Origin of the sequence: Bacteroides stercorirosoris, from assembly GCF_900142015.1 — a bacterium.
GTDB classification, from domain to species: Bacteria; Bacteroidota; Bacteroidia; order Bacteroidales; family Bacteroidaceae; genus Bacteroides; species Bacteroides stercorirosoris.
On sequence record NZ_FQZN01000010.1, the window covers coordinates 39,222 to 59,239 of the forward strand.

Here is a 20,018-nt window from a genome sequence, read left to right on the forward strand (position 1 = left end):
TTAATACTTTAAAATACTTTGTACGCTTTTTACTTCATTGCTAAGAGTTCCTTAACCTGGCTTACGTTCGTCACGTCAACTGTAGTTGAATGGCACAGATTTCTTTTTTGCTTCTTAGTTTTCTTAGTCAAAATGTGACTGTGAAAAGCGTGCTTTCTTTTGATTTTACCTGTTCCGGTAAGAGTAAATCTCTTTTTAGAACCGGAGTTAGTCTTCATCTTTGGCATCTTACTTATTTTTAAATTATTTAAATTATATGGCAACGCACTATACCTACGGCGTTACTCATTTCTTTTTATTCTTCTGTTTTCTCAGCCGGAGCCACTTTCGGTGCGACCGGCTTCTTTGGCACATCCTTTTTCTTCGGAGAAAGCTGAATTGTCATTCTTTTCCCTTCCAAAATCGGCATTTGATCCACTTTTGCATATTCTTCCAAGTCATTGGCAAAACGCAGCAACAGTACCTCTCCCTGTTCTTTAAACAAGATTGAACGCCCCTTGAAGAATACGTAAGCTTTCACCTTGTCGCCATCTTCCAAAAAGCCGATGGCATGCTTCAACTTGAAGTTATAATCGTGATCATCAGTCTGAGGACCGAAACGAATCTCCTTCACATTTACTTTTACCTGTTTTGCCTTCTGTTCCTTCTGACGCTTTTTCAGCTGATAAAGAAATTTAGAGTAATCGACGATACGACAAACAGGGGGTTGTGCATTCGGAGAGATTTCCACGAGATCCACTTCATGCTCTTCGGCAAGTCTTAATGCCTGAGCTATAGGATACACGTTAGGTTCTACTTCATCGCCCACTATGCGGACTTCTTTGGCACGGATTTGCTCATTAATCCGATACTGCCCTTTTAAGCTGTCATTTTTCATTAAATAACCTCTATTTCCAGTTTGTTTCTTATTTACTACTCCCAAATTATTATTTTTTTATTATTAAGTAAAAGCGATCTTTAGAACATCGTATATGCTATGCTTTCACAAGTGGGCGCAAAGTTACCATTTATTTATCATATTCTGAACTTCTTCGTTCAAAATTTTAGCAAATTCTTCAAATTTCATAGTACCTTTATCGCCTTCCCCTTGCTTGCGGACAGAAACTTCGCTGTTTTCAGCTTCTTTTTCACCCACAATCAGCATGTAAGGAATACGCTTCAATTCATTATCACGAATCTTACGTCCGATTTTCTCATTACGGTCATCTACTATCGCACGAATATCATATTGCTTCAGGAATTTCTTCACCTCCTGTGCATAATCATTAAATTTCTCGCTGATAGGCAGAATAGCCACCTGCTCAGGCGTCAACCACAATGGGAATTTACCTGCCGTATGCTCGATAAGCACGGCAACAAAGCGTTCCATTGAACCAAACGGTGCACGGTGTATCATTACCGGACGGTGCTTCTGGTTGTCAGCTCCCGTATATTCCAATTCAAAACGTTCCGGCAAGTTATAATCCACCTGGATAGTACCCAACTGCCAACGGCGGCCAATAGCATCCTTTACCATGAAGTCCAGTTTCGGACCATAGAAGGCAGCTTCACCATATTCGATTTTGGCTGTCAATCCCTTTTCTTCACAGGCTTCAATGATAGACTGTTCGGCTCTTTCCCAATTTTCATCACTACCGATATATTTTTCACGGTTCACTTTATCGCGCAAAGAAATCTGTGCTTCCACATTGGCGAAGTCCATAGAACGGAATACGATAGAAATGATATCCATCACGCGCAAGAATTCATCTTTCACCTGGTCGGGACGGCAGAAAATATGCGCATCATCCTGTGTAAAGCTACGTACACGCGTCAATCCATGCAACTCTCCACTCTGTTCATAACGGCAAACCGTACCGAATTCGGCTAAGCGCAAAGGCAGATCTTTATACGAACGCGGAGAATTCTTATAAATCATACAATGGTGAGGGCAGTTCATCGGTTTCAGGAAGTACTCCTCTCCTTCTTCCGGCGTATGAATGGGTTGAAATGAATCCTTACCGTATTTTGCATAGTGACCGGAAGTGATGTAAAGCAACTTGTTACCAATCGGCGGAGTGATAACCTCCTGATAATCGTAACGTGCCTGAATACGACGCAGGAACTCTTGCAGGCGCAAACGCAGTGCAGTACCTTTCGGCAGCCACATCGGCAGACCTTTACCTACCGTATCGGAGAACATGAACAGATCCATCTCCTTACCAATCTTGCGATGGTCACGTTTTTTGGCCTCTTCCACCATAACCAGATATTCATCCAGCATCTTCTTCTTCGGGAAGGTGATACCATAGATACGTGTCATCATCTTGCGGTCTTCATGTCCACGCCAATATGCACCTGCAACCGACATCAACTTAATAGCCTTGATCGGAGCAGTAGTCATCAAGTGCGGGCCACGGCACAAGTCCGTAAAGACACCTTGCGTATAAGTCGTGATATGACCATCTTCCAATTCGGAAATCAATTCACATTTATAGGTTTCGCCACGGTCACCGAATTTCTTCAATGCATCCGTTTTTGAAATACTTTCTCTTACAACAGCTTCCTTCTTTGCCACCAATTCCGCCATTTTTGCTTCAATAGTCGGCAAATCAGACTCTTTGATGGTAGCCTCACCCGGATCTACATCATAATAGAAGCCGTTTTCAATGGCAGGACCGATACCAAACTGGATGCCCGGATACAGTTCTTGCAACGCTTCAGCGAGCAAGTGGGCACTGGTATGCCAGAATGCATGTTTGCCCTGCTCATCTTCCCACTTATAGAGAACAAACTTTGCGTCCTCACTGATAGGACGTCCTAAATCATAAATCTCACCGTTCACACCACATGCCAGCACTTCCTGTGCCAGGCGAGAACTGATGCTTTCTGCAATTTGCAGCCCCGTTACTCCTTCATTATATTCGCGTACGGAGCCGTCTGGAAATGTAATCTTTATCATAATGTTGTGTATATTTCAATTTTCAGAACGCAAAAATAGCTAATTCTTTTTGATATTTTATTTTTTAGCAAAAAAATGTTATTCACGCGTGTCAGTAAATCGCTTAATGATATTGTAAGCCGACACAATACCAAGTTCACCGGCTTTACTCAGATCCGTTATACCCAGCTTATTATTACCTAAGAAAATATGGGTCAGACCACGATTAAAATAAGCTTCAGCAAAATCTTTATTCAACTCGATTGCTTTGTTATAATCCTCCAATGCACCACGGTAATCTTTCAACATGGACAGTACATTTGCACGGTTATAATAGGCATAAACAAAATCAGGAGCCAATTGGATTACGTGATCCAGATCATTTTTCACTATATCATAATCCAGAGCTGTCACTTCAGGTTGTTTCTTGCTATCAACGGAAGCACCGGGAACGCCTTCTGTTAGGCCGGCCTCGGCTTTCTTATATTCCAATTGTTTGCAGCGTACCAATGCCCGCATGAAATAAGCCGGGAAGAACTTGTCATCCAACAGAATTGCCTGGGTAAAGTCGTCTATGGAGCTGGTGAAGTCTTGCACCAGATAGAAGTCAAGTCCGCGCAAGAAACGCTTCTTGGCATCCTTATCATTCGCTACGATATCCGAAGTATGGGAATCGACTAAAGCGAAATGGAATCTCACCTGTTCCTCCGTCAGCGGAGCTTCCATATTAGTAATCCGCAACGGTTTCGGGAATATCTTCTCATGGTTCAACTCCTCGATATATTTATGGAAATGGACAATACGCTTCACTTCACTCGATTTTTCATAATATGTCAGCGCATACATCGGTTCCATCTTAATGGTCACGTTACGATCTTGTACACGTCCGCGATAGTCACTCTTATATTTCTGATCCGCTTCCGAATCATCAGCAATCACAATCTTCCGATAATTCTCCATATTCTTATCGGACTTCTTTCGCGTCGTGCTGCCATCATCACCATCCTGTGTGTTGTCCGCAACATCTTTATTACCCGAAGCATCCTTATTATCAGCAGTGGCACCATTGCGCTTATCAATCTGCATTTTCATGATTTTGAACTCATCCTGTTCCGCTCCTTTACGGTCACCCACTTTTTTCCGGGCTTCGGCACGGTGATAGTATCCTGCCATAAAGTTTGGATATTCATCAATCACTTTCGAATAATCAGCGATAGCACCACGATAATCGCCCGTTTGTGCACGCAACAAACCACGGTTGAAGGTTGCCATCATATTATCCGGTTCTATTTGCAGGACAAAGTTAAAGTCTTCTATTGCACGGTTGTCATCACCCACCTGCGCACGCAGCAAACCACGGTTGTAATGTCCGAGGAAGTTGTTGGGGTCGATATCCAATGCCAGATCATAATCACTCATGGCACCTCTCAGATTCTTTTGGTGGAAACGAGCTAACGCACGATTGATATAATTACCTGCATTTTTCGCACTTAAATGAATGGCCTGATTCAAATCACCTTCCGCATCCGCATATTTTCCTTGTTGCAAACGAACGATGGCACGCGCACTCCATCCATCAGGATCATAACGGTCCATATCAATCGCTTTTTCGAAGTCATTCAGAGCCTGTATCGTATCATTTTGCTTCAACGACACTTCACCACGCATCAAATAGGCACGTGTATATCTGGGAGCAATATTCAGCAGCTTTCCCAAATCATCTTTTGCTGCCTCATAGTCTTCTTTCTGCATATGGCAAAGAGAAAGATTATGCCAAAGCACAATATTCTCCGGATCATACTTCAAAGCCATCCTATAATCTTCAATAGCACCCTCATAATTATTCTGACGGATACGCGCCAGCCCACGTATCTGATAGGCGCCTACAACAAAAGGATTACGCTGAATAGCAGCATCACAATCTGCTTCCGCACCCTGAAAATCATCCAGATTGATCTTCGCCAAACCACGGAAAAAGTAAGGCTCATATAAATAAGGCTTCGCGTTGATTACCTGATTGAAATATTGGATGGAAAGCACATAATCCTCAAAATATAATGCGTTACGCGCGATTGTCATCACGCGTTCCGTATTGATTTGCGCACACAACAATGTGGGAAGCAACAGGAAAGCCGTCAGTATCTTTTTTATCATCTTGTCTTATAAATGCTTGTAAACGAAACAAAAGTAACGCTTTTCATTTACTTCGCAGGATTAGCGGAAGACTTTTTATATTTTTTGAGCCTTTTATACCTTATTATAAGATTAGCCTATTTCACGGTCTTTACCTTATACGTGCAATGAGCCTTCCCTTTCAGCATTGCATTCAGTTTTCCCTTAATCATTTGTTTGCGTAAGGGAGATAGGTGATCGATAAACATCTTTCCTTCCAGATGGTCGAACTCATGCTGCATCACACGTGCCAAATAACCTTCAACTATTTCATCATGCTCCACCATATTCTCATCCATATACGTTACGTGGATCTTGTTACCACGTTTCACAGATTCATGAATACCCGGAAGACTCAGGCAACCTTCTTCCATGAACACTTCTTCACCTGACACTTCAAGGATATGGGGATTGATATATGCTTTCCGGAAATTCTTATATTCAGGATAATCTTCAGACAGTACATCCAAATCAATAACTACGATGCGAATAGGAAGGCCTACCTGTGGAGCTGCAAGTCCTACGCCTTCTGCATGATCCATCGTTTCAAACATGTTCGTAATCAACTCTTTCAAGTTAGGATAGTCGGGAGTAATATCTTCCGCCACTTTTCTCAATACGGGTTGGCCGTATACATAAATGGGTAAAATCATTCTTTATCTAATTACAAATTACTAAATCACTATATATACACCTTATTATATTATAAGGTAAAACGTTTATTCTCTAAATAACTCTGTAGAATAATAGTCGCACTAATTTCATCTACAAGCGCCTTGTTCTGCCGATCTTTCTTTTTCAATCCGGCCTCCAGCATTGTCCGGTGCGCCAGAACAGATGTAAAACGCTCATCAACGTATTCAACAGGCATATCCGGCAGTTTTTTCTTCAATGAGCGGACAAAAGGCTCGATACGTTTCATATTCTCTGAGGCTTCGTTGTTCATCTGTTTAGGAAGACCGACAAGAATACGTTCTACCGGCTCTTTTCCTATATAATCAATGATAAATGCCAGCAGTTCATGCGTAGGCACAGTGGTCAACCCGTTAGCAATCATCTGTAACGTATCGCTAACAGCTATTCCCGTACGCTTTCTACCATAATCAATAGCTAAAATTCTACTCATAATAGGCCACAAAATTACGATTAAAATTTGATATTTGCTCTCATCTGACGCCATAATAACAAAAAAGGGTGCCTAAGCAATGTTAAGCACCCTCTTCTTAATAGAGTTTACACTCTATGACCTCATATCTTATTCCAGAATCACTACGCGGTTCAAATAGTTCTTACCGAACATGTTAGCTGTACCACCGAAACCTACGAGTTCGAGCTGGTCTTTGCTTACGCCTTCTTTAATCAATGCATCGTAAACAGCCTGAGCACGTTTTTCAGACAACTTCTGGTTCCAGGAAGCGCTACCAGTAGCCTTGTCAGCGTAACCGGCAACTTTGTACTTCTTATCCGGGTTAGCCTTCAGAATCTTAGCAGCCAACTGGATGTTAACCAAACCGTAATCATCGATACGAGCGCTACCAATCTTGAAGAAGATGGCACGAGGACCGGCAACTTCGATTTCTTTCACTACTTCCTTAGTTACAGGCTTAGCGTTAGCCAAAGCATTCTTAGCGTTAGCCAAGTCAGCCTGAGCCTGTGCAAGTTCGCTTCTGTACTTGTTCACTTCGTTGTTGATGGCATCCTGATCAACTCTTGAGCCACAAGGAACAAACTTCTTGCCACCGAAAGTATAAGTAGCACCGGCAGTAAGATGAATGTAACCATCAGTGTTTGCACTACTGTAAGCACCCAAGATAGAAGGAGTAACCTGTCCACGAGCTTCAAGGTCGATAGCCCATTTCTCGTTTACATTAAACTTAGCTCCTAAACCTACACTGGCACCAACTAACCAACGTAACTCGTGATTAACGGGTTTAGTAGTTGCAGGATCAATAGTAGTAGTATATTTCGTACCATCAGCACCGACTACACCATCATCTGTTTTATAGCCCAACTGCAAATCACCATAATTCTTAACGATATTTACAGAAGGACCTGCAAATACGCTCAACTCGAATACACGACCCGGTTTATAACCGCAAATCAAATTAGTCAAGTTCAACATTGCATCAGCATTCAAGCCGACGTAGTTTTCTTTACGTTCTGTACGGTTATCCAAATCCAGGAATGGATAAGCAGTTTCCTGCTTTGATTGCCAACCGTAGATTTGTCCACGGACTCCCCAAATGGGAGAGATATACTTACCGACTGATAGGTTAATCAGCGGAGTCACTGTTTTACCAAATTTGGTGTCAGGATTCGCACCAGCCTGTGCACCTACTCCCACACTAATAAAGATATTGTCCTTCCAGCTCTCACTGTAGTACTTCTCTTTAGTTTGTGCGTTGGCAACAGCAACTGCTCCCGACAACAGTAAAGATAATATTACTAATTTACTTTTCATTTTTTTCTATTTTTTATTGTTTAACTCTTTGTACTTATTCACTTTCCAACCAGAACTTATTTCAATGTGATTCTGAACATGAGTCCACCAGTAAAATATTTCATTCTTTGCAATTCTACTTGCGCATGCAAATGATTGAAAAGCAAATAGGTGGCACCCAACGCAAAATCTTTCGAATCATACTCTGCAATCATCCTTAAATTCGGAGTAAAAGTTGGATTATAACTAATGCCTACAGCAATACCATTTAATTTATATTCCTTCCGTCTGTTATATAAGTAAGACAAGTGAACACCTATCTCTTCCTTACCTATATTGAAGTGTTTGGTCGCAGCTATATAAAAACGGCTGTAATAACCATTTCCCTCCGTAGTACTTATTTCCCCACCCCCAGAAGAAGTGAAAGGATCAGAAGTACCTAATACGACAGCCGGCATATATTTCCAAAACTGTCCTTCTTTCAAGGCTCGCAGTCGGATAGAAAAATATCTATCCTGATTCGTAAAACCTGAATAACCATAGGGTTTCAATCCTAACGCTTCTGCCTTAAAAAGAGTACAAGTATAAGCAACCTCTAACCAAGGCAAAATGGTAACATTCAAGTAATAGTTATATGTGTGATAGTACCACGTAGGAGGAGTTATCTCCCTATTCATAAAATTGGCACCCAGCATTACTGTTTTATCTTTCTGCATCTCTGCTGAAGGAGCATGCAATAATCCTGTGGTTCCATAAGTTAATTGAGCCGAAAGTACAAGCGTACTACAAAGTAACAAACAACTAACTATTAAGCGTTTTATCATTTCACTATTGCTTTCTCTTATACTTTCGGTTCAAAAACATTCATCATTATTCCGCTTCAACCATACCGCCGCCGGCGTTTTGATTGTCACCATGACCATGACCATGACCATGTGAATGAGAAATATCATATAGATCTGTCACATCGAAATCAGTTTTTGCAGCTTCCTTCAAAGTATTCTTTGCTCCATAAGCCTTTTCAAATTCAGACACAACAGCACCATCTACAGTAATATCCTTCAATGTATAAACAACCTTAGCATACTTATGAACAATTTTCATAGTCTTCAGCAATTTTTGTACAGGAACTTCTTGTTTACCCTCTTTCAAAGTAGAAGTAAATTTCTCTTCATTGATCGTCATCAAATCTACGATTGATTCATACAATTCCCCACTCTTTAAACCTGCTTCATACAATTTATTCACGTAATCGCTTTCAGCTACTACAGATTCTGCACCTGTATAATCACGATACTCAAAGGTAAAAGGTAATGGTTCTCTGTCGCTATCATTACAAATATCGACAGTCATCACATATACATCATCCCAGGCATTCACTACTCCAAGATCATCAGGTTCTACATTTACCTTGAACTCAATAGGAGCTTCTACCTCACTATCACCTTCTTCTATACTACCATCAGGCGTAACCTTAATTGTAAATGTCTTATTGAAAGACATCTTCACGTTATTTTGGTCAACAATTTCAAAAGTGAATGTTGCAGTCTTCGTTTCAGAAACAGCTCTCGTTACAACTTCAAACTCAGTAGCCGGAACCTCAAAGTTATAAGTATATCCTTCATCTACACCCAGAAGATTACCTTTACTATTTTTCAGTTTAATAGATTTAGCATTGTACAATTGACCATTCAAAGAAAGCTCACCGTATATCTTAACCTTACCAATCACTTGCTTAGTCAAAGTAACATTAATAACCTTTTCTACATCAGTTCTTGTTTTTGGCAATTCTACAGTTACATATTTAACCACATAACCTTCTTTCGTAATAGTAATCAGGTAAGTTTGACCACCCTCATAAGGAGATGACACTGCTTCACCAGCAAGAGTTGTAACTTTCCAATCAGCAGCAGCTAAAGCACCTAATTCAGAATCCACAACATTCAAAGTATATTTACCATCATATTTAGGTTGCATAGCAACTAAAGTGGTATACACAGCCGATTGTCCAGCATTTACTTTCTTAACATCTACTGCAACAGTAGCATCCATATAGCCAGCTGCTTTTACTGTCAAGTTGTAAGACTTCGGATCTTTCACATCAACTGAAAAACCACCATTAACAACAGTTGCAGTTGCATCACCTGATACAGCAGCTTCAGCAATTGGTTTCAAGGTTTCAGCATCCAAAACATTACCTGCAATAGTATAAACAGGTTCCGGGAGAGTTATTTCCCCAGCAGGACCGTTTACATCTAAACCGTCATCCTTGTAACATCCGGTTAAAAGAGCCCCAGACAAGGCCACTACGGCTAATGCTAATTTAGCATTGTAGCCATTAAAGAAACTTTTCTTTTTCATCTCAATAAAATTAAAAATTTAGTAATTCTGATTTAATAAAATATGGATTAAAACTATTATTACTCATTATATTCTCACTAGCATTCGCCCGGAATCCCTTATAATAATAGCGTTCATTGCCCGCATTATAAGCGATACCCATATTCTTGGACGGCGTCACGCGAGGTATATATCCCTTTCTTTTATATTTATAAGGTGGAAGCGCAACCTGAAATCTAAAGCCACCGTTCGATTTAGCTCCTTGTGCTTTTGTAGCATAAAAACCAATTGAGCAATAACGAAAGTGGCGAATCAAATCAAGCCGTATACCCTTTTCCCCCAACAAATATTGTTCACCCTTTAAACTTACTTGTACATTATATTGCGGCCAATAAAAATTAGCGCCCAAACTCCATGTCAAGCGTGTTTTAGTTCCATAGTAAACTTCAAATCCATCCCATTCATAAGTGGCTGTCACCCCGATACGCCCTTCGAACGAAAAGCGTTCATCGGCTTTCAGTACATGAAGCAATTTCAGATCACCTCCATAACGCCCAGCATTAAAAGCTCCAACGGTTCCTGTAAGCCACATATTATAAGGTAAACGAACACATTGTTGCAATGTTAGAAAGCCTGGATGTATTTTACCAGCAAGAGTCCCATATCCATCATTATAAACTGGGCAAACCATCTGAGCAGTTAACTTCATTCCTTTCCATAACGAGACCTCAATTGCTGGTGATAAATTAAAAAGTACCTGATAAATCTGCGTGATTACCAAATTCTTCAACGAGAGCTCAGGATATACGACCACATCTACCTTAAACAAAGAACTATTTTCTCTCTTTATTTTCCGTGCTTCTTTCCACGTTCCACCTAAATCATAACTAACATTCCAATCCGCACGACTTGCCTCTGGAACGCTGTCACCGATAATTGGCTTATAGTAAAGAGAAATCTGAGGCACGTTATTGTCAAGAACGATTACCCGACATGGCTTTTTATCCGGTAAACCCATCTTTTGGATAACATCTACGGCTTTGCCAATACCTACTCCATTCAGACGATATGCGGAATTTTGCAGAACATATACACGTTCTTTGCCATCTTCCGTCCACCCCACATTCTCAAATCCCATTTCTACTAAAGTATTTACCGTATTTTCTCCTGTTTGGCAAATTCCCTTTAAAGGAAGCAAACAGAATAAAAAGAGCGCCGCACATCGTGCTATTGCTTTAATAGTTAGACACTTTACCATGTTAGAGTTTGTATACCTCATCTTTTTTATTAAATTTCTGCATCTCTACGACACAAAATATGGTGCAAAAATAGACACATTTTTAATAATACCAAAGAATTTTACATGAAAAAATAAAATAATGTAGCTTTTTTTGCATAACAGCTTTCTTAATGGCGATATTCTTTATCCAAGAGCTTATTATGCATGATTAAGAGGTTAGTAAATGGCTAATGGATGCTATATTTATACAAAAAATATGGCTATAAAAGTAATTTTGATTATATGCTGCCTTTATAGAAAACGAATTATCATATCTCTTGATATGAGTAGAAATAATCTATCTTTTATCATTTTGTCATTTTGTATTTTCTAATATACTTTCTATGGCTTATTTGCAAACAGTTGGAAAGGATTGCGAGAAAAACGTAATCTTATAAGATTTACATTGATCAAAAAGATAATATTTAAATTGTCTATTTGCATTTTTGGTAGGACTTTGTGGATAAGTGTATCTTTAAGATGGTTCTATTTTGATTTAATAAACTTAATGATATATTATTTTGTAACTTATTTATAGATGAAATAGATGAAAAAATGTGCTATTTTGAGTCTTTGAAGTGTCTTTTATAAGGCTTAGAAGGTTCATTCTACATGAAGTTAACTTCCTGTTGACAAGAAGTTGATTCTCTGTTCGCAAGAAGTTGACTTCTTGTTAGCAAGAAAGGGGGGGGATCTACATTTTCATGCATACCGGTCGAATATATGCGTATTTATATGCTACTTTTTATGCATAACTTTGTTTTTTGTAAATAATATCAGAATTTGTGTGTTACAAAAATGTTTCATTTTTCTTCAAAATGTTTGTAGCTATGGACTATGGGTTACGTTATGCTTGGAATGAGGTCGATTGCCTTCTTCTTGCTTTCGTCTACAAGTTTAGCATAAACCTGTGTTGTTTGTATGTTAGTATGTCCAAGCAGTTTGGAAACAGTATACAAATCGACTCCTAAAGTCAGTAACATAGTTGCGTGAGTATGGCGAGCGGTATGAAATGTAATATGCTTCTTAATTCCGGCCTGCTCTGCCCATCTGGGCAAAATTTCATTAGTTCTGCCCAAGGTAATCAATCCTTTAAAGATTTTATCATTATGGTTGCAACCTTTCCTTTTGGGCAACTGTTTTATTGCTTCTTGACTAAGAGGCAGAGAGATAGCTTCTTTAGTCTTTTTTTGAATAATGTGCAATTTGGAATTTCCGTTTTCATCTATCTCGATATTTTCCCATGTAAGCGCTATGATATCAGAATGTCTTAATCCACAAAAGCAACTAAAAAGGAAAGCTTTCTTTAATAAAGTGTTATAAAAAGGCGTTTGAGCCAGTTTTTTCAATTCGCCTATAGTGAGAAATTCCCTTTCGGTCCGGTTTCGATGCGGTTTTTCTTCATTCTTTATTTTATTCATAGGGTTGGATGATATCAATTCTTCAGACACTGCATAATTCAGGCAGTACCGCAGCATCTTATAATAATAGGCTTGGGTATTAGCATGCAGCAATTTCTCTTTTTTGCTGTGAGCCTGTTTGGCATCTTTTAGATAATCCAAAAATCCCATAATATATTCTTTGTCCACTCTGTTAAGTTGGATGTCATGAGAATCATAACGTTTGAGGTGGCAAATTACGGCATGTAAGGCAGTTCTACGAACTTCATTTTCAGATTTCTTTTCAGCTACACTTTGCAAGTAATCAATCAACTTTATATGAGATACTTTATTGGTCTTGAAACCGTGAACCTGATTCTGTAACTCGATAATTCGCTGAGCCTTAATGGCATTTGCCAATTTAAGAGTCTCGCTATTGCGCACCCTGTCCGACTTGTTGAATTCAGGTATTATATATAATTTCAGGAATTCATATTTTCGCTTTCCATTCATATACATATCAAGGTATATCGACTTGTTTCCATTAGCCAAATGTTTAACCCTTATTTTTATTGGTTCTTTAATTTTAAGTTCTTCTTTCATATTATTGTTTAGCCTACCTGTTTTAATCATAAATATATACATCCTAATTTAATAGGTAACATTATGGTAACAAATACAAGTTTCAAATGATTGAGCATTTGAACTTTATTCTATTCTATTGCTTCTTTTTGTATTTAAATTATTGAATATTAGAAAAATAAAAAGGATCCCTGTTCTTTTCATAGATGCAGAAATAGTAACAAGTCAGCAACAAATATACAATATAAATGTATAAAAAAGAAACATTATTGAAAAGTAATGTTATTGTTTACTATTATGCAATGCGTTAAATGATAGTATATTGTCTGTTTTATTTATCTCAATAGACCCTTATTTCGATTTCCGGATAAAAAGCCATGCCGTATTGTAGTTCTGGATAATAATATACCTCAAATTTCTTTGCTTTATAATCCGATTATAGGCGACAGCGTACCTGAAGTAAGCCGTAGGGACTGGGATGTAAGCTACAGCCTGGGTAATAGCTGGAAGAAAGCTGATAAAGTAAAAAGAAAGAATAGTTCTTTGTTTAAGGTGGATGTGGTGATATATCCGGAATTATCATTGAAGAATCTGATAATCACACAGATATACCAGGTTCTATTTAATCTGTCTCCTGCTGTGGAAGTTTCACTCTGGAAAGGAATGAAACTAACAGCTCAAATAGTAGTACCTATTTATAACGATGGATACCCTTATTTATATGATAAAGTACATCCTGGATTTATCGGTATATCACAGAAGTTAAGATTGCCTTATAACATTTGGGGGACATTCACTATAGGACATTTTAGTAGTGAAAGATATGGCTTGGATTTTCAAGCAGTTCATCATTGTATATGGGATGAACGGTTCTCTTTGACAGGGCGGATCGGATATACGGGAGCCGGTTATTGGAATGGCTTTACAATGCACTATGGAACAAAGAAGCGTTTTACATGGTCATTGGGAGCCGAATTTTATTGGCCTCGGTATTATAATATTGAGACGAGCATGAAGGTTGAGCAATATTTGTTAGGAGAAAAAGGAGTGAGAGTTGACATGATCAGGCATTTTCGCTATGTTTCCATTGGATTCTATGCAATGAAAGCTAAAGGCGTAAAAGCGAACGGAGGATTTCGATTTCAAATCGCTTTGCCACCCTATAAGTATAAACGGCATGGTTATGTTCCCCGCATCACGCCTTCCTATAACATGGGACTTGCATACAACGCCGGAAACGAGCAATATTATTATAAAGGATATAGGGCTATGCCAGATGATAACATAATGCATAATAATAGTTTTAACCCATATTTTATTAAATCAGAATTGTTAAATTTTTAATTTTATTGAGATGAAAATGAATGGTAAATTATTCAGTTTTAACGTCAGACTGGCGTTAATGTTAGTAGCAATGTGTGGCATCTTTGCCGGTTGCTACGAGAAAGAGGAAATCGATGTACCTACACCAACTCCGGAAGAGGCTACGTACATCGTTGGTGGTATCATAACAGATGCAGAAACAGGGGCAGCTCTGGCTGGAGCTACTGTAAATGGTACTACGACAGGAGCGGATGGTACTTACAAATTCACTACAAGCGTAGGCTTGCAGAAAATTACAATTTCTAAGGCTGGCTACAAGACAGTTGTTACTTCTGTTAATGTAGAAGAAGTTGCGAAAGGTAGTACAAGGGTTTACACTGTAAATGCCGCTCTTTATTCGTCTTCTACTCCTGAAACGCCGAAGACAAAGACAAACAAGTACAACATCGAAGGCGGCGTCTTTGATAACGCGGGTAAAGCTATCACCCTCACTGATGGTGCTGTTGTTATCCCCGGATTGAGTGTTTCTGTTTCCGGTAATACTTTCAAATCAGTAGATAGCGATGTAAACAACATTGAGCCGGGTGTATATGTAGCGGTTATCAACGTGAAAGGTTATGAAACCGGTTATGCTAACATCGTGATCGCTAACGCCGGTACAGTGGAAGGCGAAGGCGTCAATGTGATAACCAGCAAAGTGCAGGTAGTATTGCAGAAGATAGCAGATGTAAGTCCTGCTAAATATGTGATTGAGGGTAACATCTGGAATACAAATGGCGTAATTATAGCTGACGCAGCTGTAACTATCAGTCTTAACAGCGGTCAAAACTATGAAGTGGGAAGTAAGAATGGTTATTATTCACTTACTCTCCCGACTGATGTCGTTACTCCGACTACTATAGCTACAGTAAAAATCAACAAGACAGGTTTCTATCCGTATGCTTGTAGCTTCTTGGTTAAACTTGTTGCCGCAGGTGAAACTTCTGTAACTTCCGTAAACGCTACATTGAAGAGTATTGCCGACAAAGCTCCGGAAGGTGATGACGGTTCAATTGGTGGTAGTACTTCTGCTGATGTTGTAGGAAGCGGTGAAACAACCACTACTACTCCTGAAGAAGCTAAAAAAGAAGAGGCAGTTATCGTTGACCATGAGACAGGTGAAGAGACTAAGGTAACAGTTGAAGACATTATTAGTTCAATGCAAGAATCAACCGGTGAGGAAGTTAAGGTTGAAGAGGTAGCTGTAACCGAAGTGAAAACTGAAATTAATATACCTTTGGTTTCTGATATTGTAAAGGGTGAAGGTAGCAGTAGTACTGTTGTACAGGAAGAAGATCGCATCGTCATTCCGGAAGGTACAAAGGTGATTTATACTAAGGCCAACGAAACCGGCGGAACTACCACTGTTGCCGTTGCTGAAAATATATCAGTTTCCCGCGATGTAATTACTGAAAAATCAGAAACTGCCGTACGTACTTATGAAGGTACCCCAAGCGGTGTCATTTTCACTATTCCTATGCAGGTTAAATTTGAATCACCTGTTACAGTAGCGAGCAACGAAGAACCCGACTTCTGTCTGGGCGTTATGTACTACAATGAAGTAACGAAAGCATGGACTATTGATAAGGTAGGTGGCAAACGTAACTATGCTACTTATGTAGATGGTAAATTTATCGGTAATATCAGCCACTTCTCTAAATTTAAGTTCGGATACGAAAACGGTATCGATACTGTCAGCATTAAACCGATTCTTCCTGCTACTTTCTTGGAGAAAGCATGTTATACAGGATCTGCTCCTCAACTGGTAACCATTAAGGGCTCTTATAAGGGAGGTAGTATGTATGTGGACAAAACTCCTTCTATGGCTACCGCTGATGCTCTGAAAGGCATGAAAGAATCCACCATTACTTATATCACTGATATGCTTACTAAGATGATTAAGGCTGATAACTTAGGTGTTGCTCCTGTGAATGCTTATGTTGATACCAAGTTCAGCATCGATAAGACTATATCTGCATACAGGCAAGTAACAGGCTTTAATCTGACAAAGACTGAATTGATTAAGACTTACACGGTTAAAGTAATCAAGGCAGATAAGACTGAAGTTGATGTAGCTGTAACAGTAAAATCTATCATGTCTTATGATTTAGAGGTGAGAGATGAACTGAATCACTCCGGACACGGACACGGTACCGACTTGAACGCCGGTGGTGGTATTATTGACTTTGAATAATTTCACTCTTAAAAACATAATTGAACCGGGAAAAGCATGAAATGGTATCTAATGAGACTAAAACGATTGTTTATCACAGTGTTACTTGTCAGTGCACCATACATGCTCCCGGCCCAATTAACTTATGGAACTACCGGCTTGCTGCATGCCCCTTCTGCAGAAATGCAGAGAGATAAGACAGTGATGCTTGGCGGTAATTTTATGAACAAGGAGATAACTCCTCCTACGTGGTATTACCATACGTATAATTATTACTTGAATGTAACCATTCTGCCCTGGATAGAGGTTGCTTATACCTGCACCCTTTTCAAAGCGGAAGCACTGGGGTTGAAACCTTATGGTTATTCAGGATTTACGAATCAGGACAGATATTTTTCCGTCCGACTGCGGGCTTTGAAAGAAGGACAATTCTGGAAATATATGCCGACTGTGGTTCTGGGAACTTCAGACCCTTTCACCTCCTCCGGAGGCGGAGTCGTAAGTTCGAAAACCGGGAATGGATATTTTAGCCGTTTCTATATAGCTGCGACCAAACACCTTCCAATAGGAACCGAGGAAATCGGTGTACACCTCTCTTATTTGTATAATGAAAGAGTAGAGTACAGTCTCAACGGAATAGCGGCAGGCATTAGTTACAATCCAAGTTTTGCTCCTGATTTGAGAATAATAGCAGAGTATGATTCGAAAGATTTTGCGTTGGGCGCCACTTATTTGCTTTTCAATCATTTGCATATGCAAGTAGAATTGCAAAGAATGAAATATTTCACAGGTGGACTTGCTTATAAAATCTATTTAAAGTAAGTGATTGAGGCAAATTAAAATTAAAGAGTTAAACGAACTAAAACTAAAAAACAATGAAAAGTAAATTAGTAATATTATCTTTACTGTTAGCAGGTACTGCCGTTTCGGCAGGCGCACAGACCAAAGAGAAATACTACAGCGAGAAATTCAAAGATAATATCTTTATTAGCGCTGGCGTAGGAGCTCAGGCGTGTGTTAACCCTGACAACTTTGATTATGGCATCGGAAATGCCATCACACCACTGATTCACGTGTCAGTGGGTAAATTATTCAATCCTATCTGGGGAGTTCGTGGACAAGTTGCCGGACTGTGGTCGACATTGTATTCAGAACGCGGACAGGTAGAAGGTACTTACGCAGAAGTCAAGAATAAGAAGTATTTCACTTTGCGTGCAGATGCTATGTACAATCTGTCCAACTCCATTTGCGGATATAATCCTGACCGCTTGTTTACATTGTCTGTATTTGCCGGTCCCGGCCTGACATTTGCAAAAACATACGGCAAACAGGATAAGTTGAATGCTCTGATTAACGGTTCCGTTGGTTTGATGGGACAGTTCAACGTGAACAAGTATTTGGATATCAACATTGAAGCAAGAGGCGAAGTTTCTCCTTCTATATTTGGAAGTCAGAGCAGTGCCTACACCGATGGTGCCGTATCTTTGACTGCCGGTGTCACTTATACTTTCGGTGGCAAGAATTTCGTTTCTTGTGGCGCAAAGGTTGACCAGAACGCCATCAACAACGAGGTGAACAAGTACAGAAGCGAATTGGCACAGGCTCAGGCTGACCTGGCAAATGCTAAAAACGCTATGTCTAACAGCTCTAAACCTGTAACTAAAGAAGTAGTGAAGGAAATCCAAGTTGCCGGTCCTCGTGCTGTATTCTTTAAACTTGGTAGCGCCCGTATCGATGATTATGGTATGGTTAACATCCAGTTGGCTGCCAAGATTCTGAAGGCTAACCCGGATAAGAAGTACAAGATTGCCGGATACGCCGACAAGGCTACCGGTAGTGCTTCCGTAAACCAGAAGTTGTCTGAAAAACGTGCTCAGGCCGTTTACGACGCATTGGTTAAGGAAGGTGTAAGCGAAGACCAGATTGAACTCGTGGGCTTCGGTGGCACAGCTAATATGTTCAGTAAGGACTACTTGAACCGCGTAGTAATTCTGGAATAAATGAAGTAAGAATTCGTAGAGTATAAACTCTATAAAAGAGAAAAGGTGTCTGACTGCTGTTAGACACCTTTTTTGTTATAAAGAAGTCAAAGCCAGATTATATAAAAACTAAAATGAATTTGTAATTATATAAGAACACAAATACATACCTGAAATTATTTGCACAATTTGTACCAATCATCTATAACCTGGCATAAATAAATAATTAAATAATTATTAAATACAACTTATGAACAGGAAAACAAACAGGTAACAATATGGCTTTGCTTACACAGAAAAGCCAGTAAACATCTCAATATCCCACCTTTTTAAACAATCCGTTTATTTGCTGATATTCTGCGCATTACAACTATTTCATTTATTTATTAGCTATCCTTATAGTTTCCGGATAAAAAGCCATGTCGGATAATCGTTCTGGATAATAATGTGCCTCAAATTTCTCTTTATTATAAGCCGATCATTGGTGACAGCGTTCCTGAAGCAAGCCGTTCTGATTGGGGTGTTAGTTACAATTTGGGCAACTCATGGAAGCAGATTCGGAAAGAAAAGAGAAAAAATAGTTCTTTGTTTAAGGTAGATGTGGTTGTATATCCGGAGCTATCATTAAAAAACTTAGTGATAACACAGATATATCAGGTGCTTTTCAATTTATCCCCTGCCATTGAAGTTTCTCTTTGGAAAGGGATGAAATTGACTGCGCAGATGGTATTTCCGGTATATAACGATGGGTATGGTGATTTGGCAGATAAGGTACACCCCGGATTTCTGACATTACAGCAAACTGTTCGTTTACCTTATAATATGTGGCTTACTGGAACAGTGGGAGCTTTCAATGCTAGTCGTTATGGAGGTGACCTAAAACTGTATCACGTGCTGAAAGCTGATGAACGTTTCTCATTCGAAGGACGTATAGGTGTAACAGCTACTTATGAATGGGATGGATTTGAAGTTTACTATGGAACTAAAACCCGCTTAACATGGAGTTTGGGAGTTAATTTTTATTGGCCCCAATATAATGTTCAGGCAAGTTTGAAAGGAGAACAATATCTATTGGGTGAAAAAGGCCTACGGTTTGATTTGATTCGTCACTTCCGATATTGCTCAATTGGCTTTTATGCCATGAAAGCACAAGGAGCAAAATCTAACGGTGGTTTTAGATTTCAAGTCGCGCTTCCACCTTATAAATATAAAAGAAAGGGATATATACCTCGCGTGACACCGTCCAAGAATATGGGCATCGCTTATAATGCAGGCAACGAACGCTATTATTATAAGGGATTCCGGACGAATGCAAGCGAGAATATAATGAGTAATAATAGTTTTAATCCATATTTTATTAAATCAGAATTACTAAATTTTTAATTTTATTGA

The 20,018-nt window shown here is 39.3% G+C and carries 16 protein-coding genes; 5 read left to right on the forward strand and 11 right to left on the reverse strand.

All coding sequences use genetic code 11. From position 1 onward, the window contains the following. Positions 1–29: 29 nt before the first annotated feature. The 11 genes from rpmI to BUC01_RS09200 form a co-directional block, all read right to left on the reverse strand. The gene (rpmI, locus tag BUC01_RS09150; protein WP_007214084.1) at positions 30–227 is read right to left on the reverse strand and encodes a 50S ribosomal protein L35; all 198 of its coding nucleotides are present in this window, start codon (positions 225–227) and stop codon (positions 30–32) included. A gap of 68 nt (positions 228–295) precedes the next feature. Continuing rightward, entirely contained in the window at positions 296–877 is a 582-nt protein-coding gene (gene infC, locus BUC01_RS09155; RefSeq protein WP_051568832.1) for a translation initiation factor IF-3, read from the reverse strand. 123 nt (positions 878–1,000) lie between these two features. Further along, positions 1,001–2,941 (reverse strand): threonine--tRNA ligase, encoded by a 1,941-nt coding sequence (thrS, locus tag BUC01_RS09160; protein ID WP_025833635.1) that lies wholly within the window; start codon positions 2,939–2,941, stop codon positions 1,001–1,003. Between the two features lie 78 nt (positions 2,942–3,019). Beyond that, positions 3,020–5,074: a tetratricopeptide repeat protein gene (locus BUC01_RS09165; protein ID WP_025833637.1), complete on the reverse strand. Its 2,055-nt coding sequence runs from the start codon at positions 5,072–5,074 to the stop codon at positions 3,020–3,022. Positions 5,075–5,190: 116 nt separating this feature from the next. Then, a complete protein-coding gene (def, locus tag BUC01_RS09170; protein WP_025833639.1) occupies positions 5,191–5,745 on the reverse strand; it encodes a peptide deformylase in 555 nt (184 codons plus the stop codon). A 50-nt stretch (positions 5,746–5,795) separates the two neighbouring features. Beyond that, positions 5,796–6,218: a Holliday junction resolvase RuvX gene (ruvX, locus tag BUC01_RS09175; RefSeq protein WP_025833641.1), complete on the reverse strand. Its 423-nt coding sequence runs from the start codon at positions 6,216–6,218 to the stop codon at positions 5,796–5,798. A gap of 129 nt (positions 6,219–6,347) precedes the next feature. Continuing rightward, a complete protein-coding gene (locus tag BUC01_RS09180; RefSeq protein ID WP_073313471.1) occupies positions 6,348–7,553 on the reverse strand; it encodes an OmpA family protein in 1,206 nt (401 codons plus the stop codon). Between the two features lie 56 nt (positions 7,554–7,609). Beyond that, a complete protein-coding gene (locus tag BUC01_RS09185; protein WP_025835518.1) occupies positions 7,610–8,356 on the reverse strand; it encodes a YjbH domain-containing protein in 747 nt (248 codons plus the stop codon). A 46-nt stretch (positions 8,357–8,402) separates the two neighbouring features. Then, on the reverse strand, positions 8,403–9,893 hold the full coding sequence (locus BUC01_RS09190; RefSeq protein WP_073313474.1) for a peptidase associated/transthyretin-like domain-containing protein: 1,491 nt from the start codon (positions 9,891–9,893) through the stop codon (positions 8,403–8,405). A 10-nt stretch (positions 9,894–9,903) separates the two neighbouring features. Next, positions 9,904–11,151 (reverse strand): hypothetical protein, encoded by a 1,248-nt coding sequence (locus BUC01_RS09195; RefSeq protein WP_025835514.1) that lies wholly within the window; start codon positions 11,149–11,151, stop codon positions 9,904–9,906. A gap of 842 nt (positions 11,152–11,993) precedes the next feature. Next, positions 11,994–13,133 (reverse strand): site-specific integrase, encoded by a 1,140-nt coding sequence (locus BUC01_RS09200; protein ID WP_025835513.1) that lies wholly within the window; start codon positions 13,131–13,133, stop codon positions 11,994–11,996. A 300-nt stretch (positions 13,134–13,433) separates the two neighbouring features. On the opposite strand from BUC01_RS09200, the gene BUC01_RS09205 reads away from it, so the two are divergent. The 5 genes from BUC01_RS09205 (at position 13,434) to BUC01_RS09225 (ending at position 20,009) form a co-directional block, all read left to right on the forward strand. Continuing rightward, on the forward strand, positions 13,434–14,456 hold the full coding sequence (locus tag BUC01_RS09205; protein ID WP_243462769.1) for a hypothetical protein: 1,023 nt from the start codon (positions 13,434–13,436) through the stop codon (positions 14,454–14,456). Between the two features lie 16 nt (positions 14,457–14,472). Beyond that, positions 14,473–16,668, forward strand: a complete 2,196-nt coding sequence (locus BUC01_RS09210; protein WP_159106544.1) for a peptidase associated/transthyretin-like domain-containing protein — start codon at positions 14,473–14,475, stop codon at positions 16,666–16,668. 51 nt (positions 16,669–16,719) lie between these two features. Beyond that, positions 16,720–17,469, forward strand: coding sequence for a YjbH domain-containing protein (locus tag BUC01_RS09215; RefSeq protein ID WP_025835509.1), 750 nt, complete (start codon positions 16,720–16,722; stop codon positions 17,467–17,469). Positions 17,470–17,522: 53 nt separating this feature from the next. Then, positions 17,523–18,647, forward strand: a complete 1,125-nt coding sequence (locus BUC01_RS09220) for an OmpA family protein (protein ID WP_025835507.1) — start codon at positions 17,523–17,525, stop codon at positions 18,645–18,647. 405 nt (positions 18,648–19,052) lie between these two features. Then, complete coding sequence (locus tag BUC01_RS09225; RefSeq protein WP_117988570.1) at positions 19,053–20,009, forward strand: hypothetical protein; 957 nt, start codon at positions 19,053–19,055, stop codon at positions 20,007–20,009. The last annotated feature ends 9 nt before the right edge of the window (positions 20,010–20,018 follow it).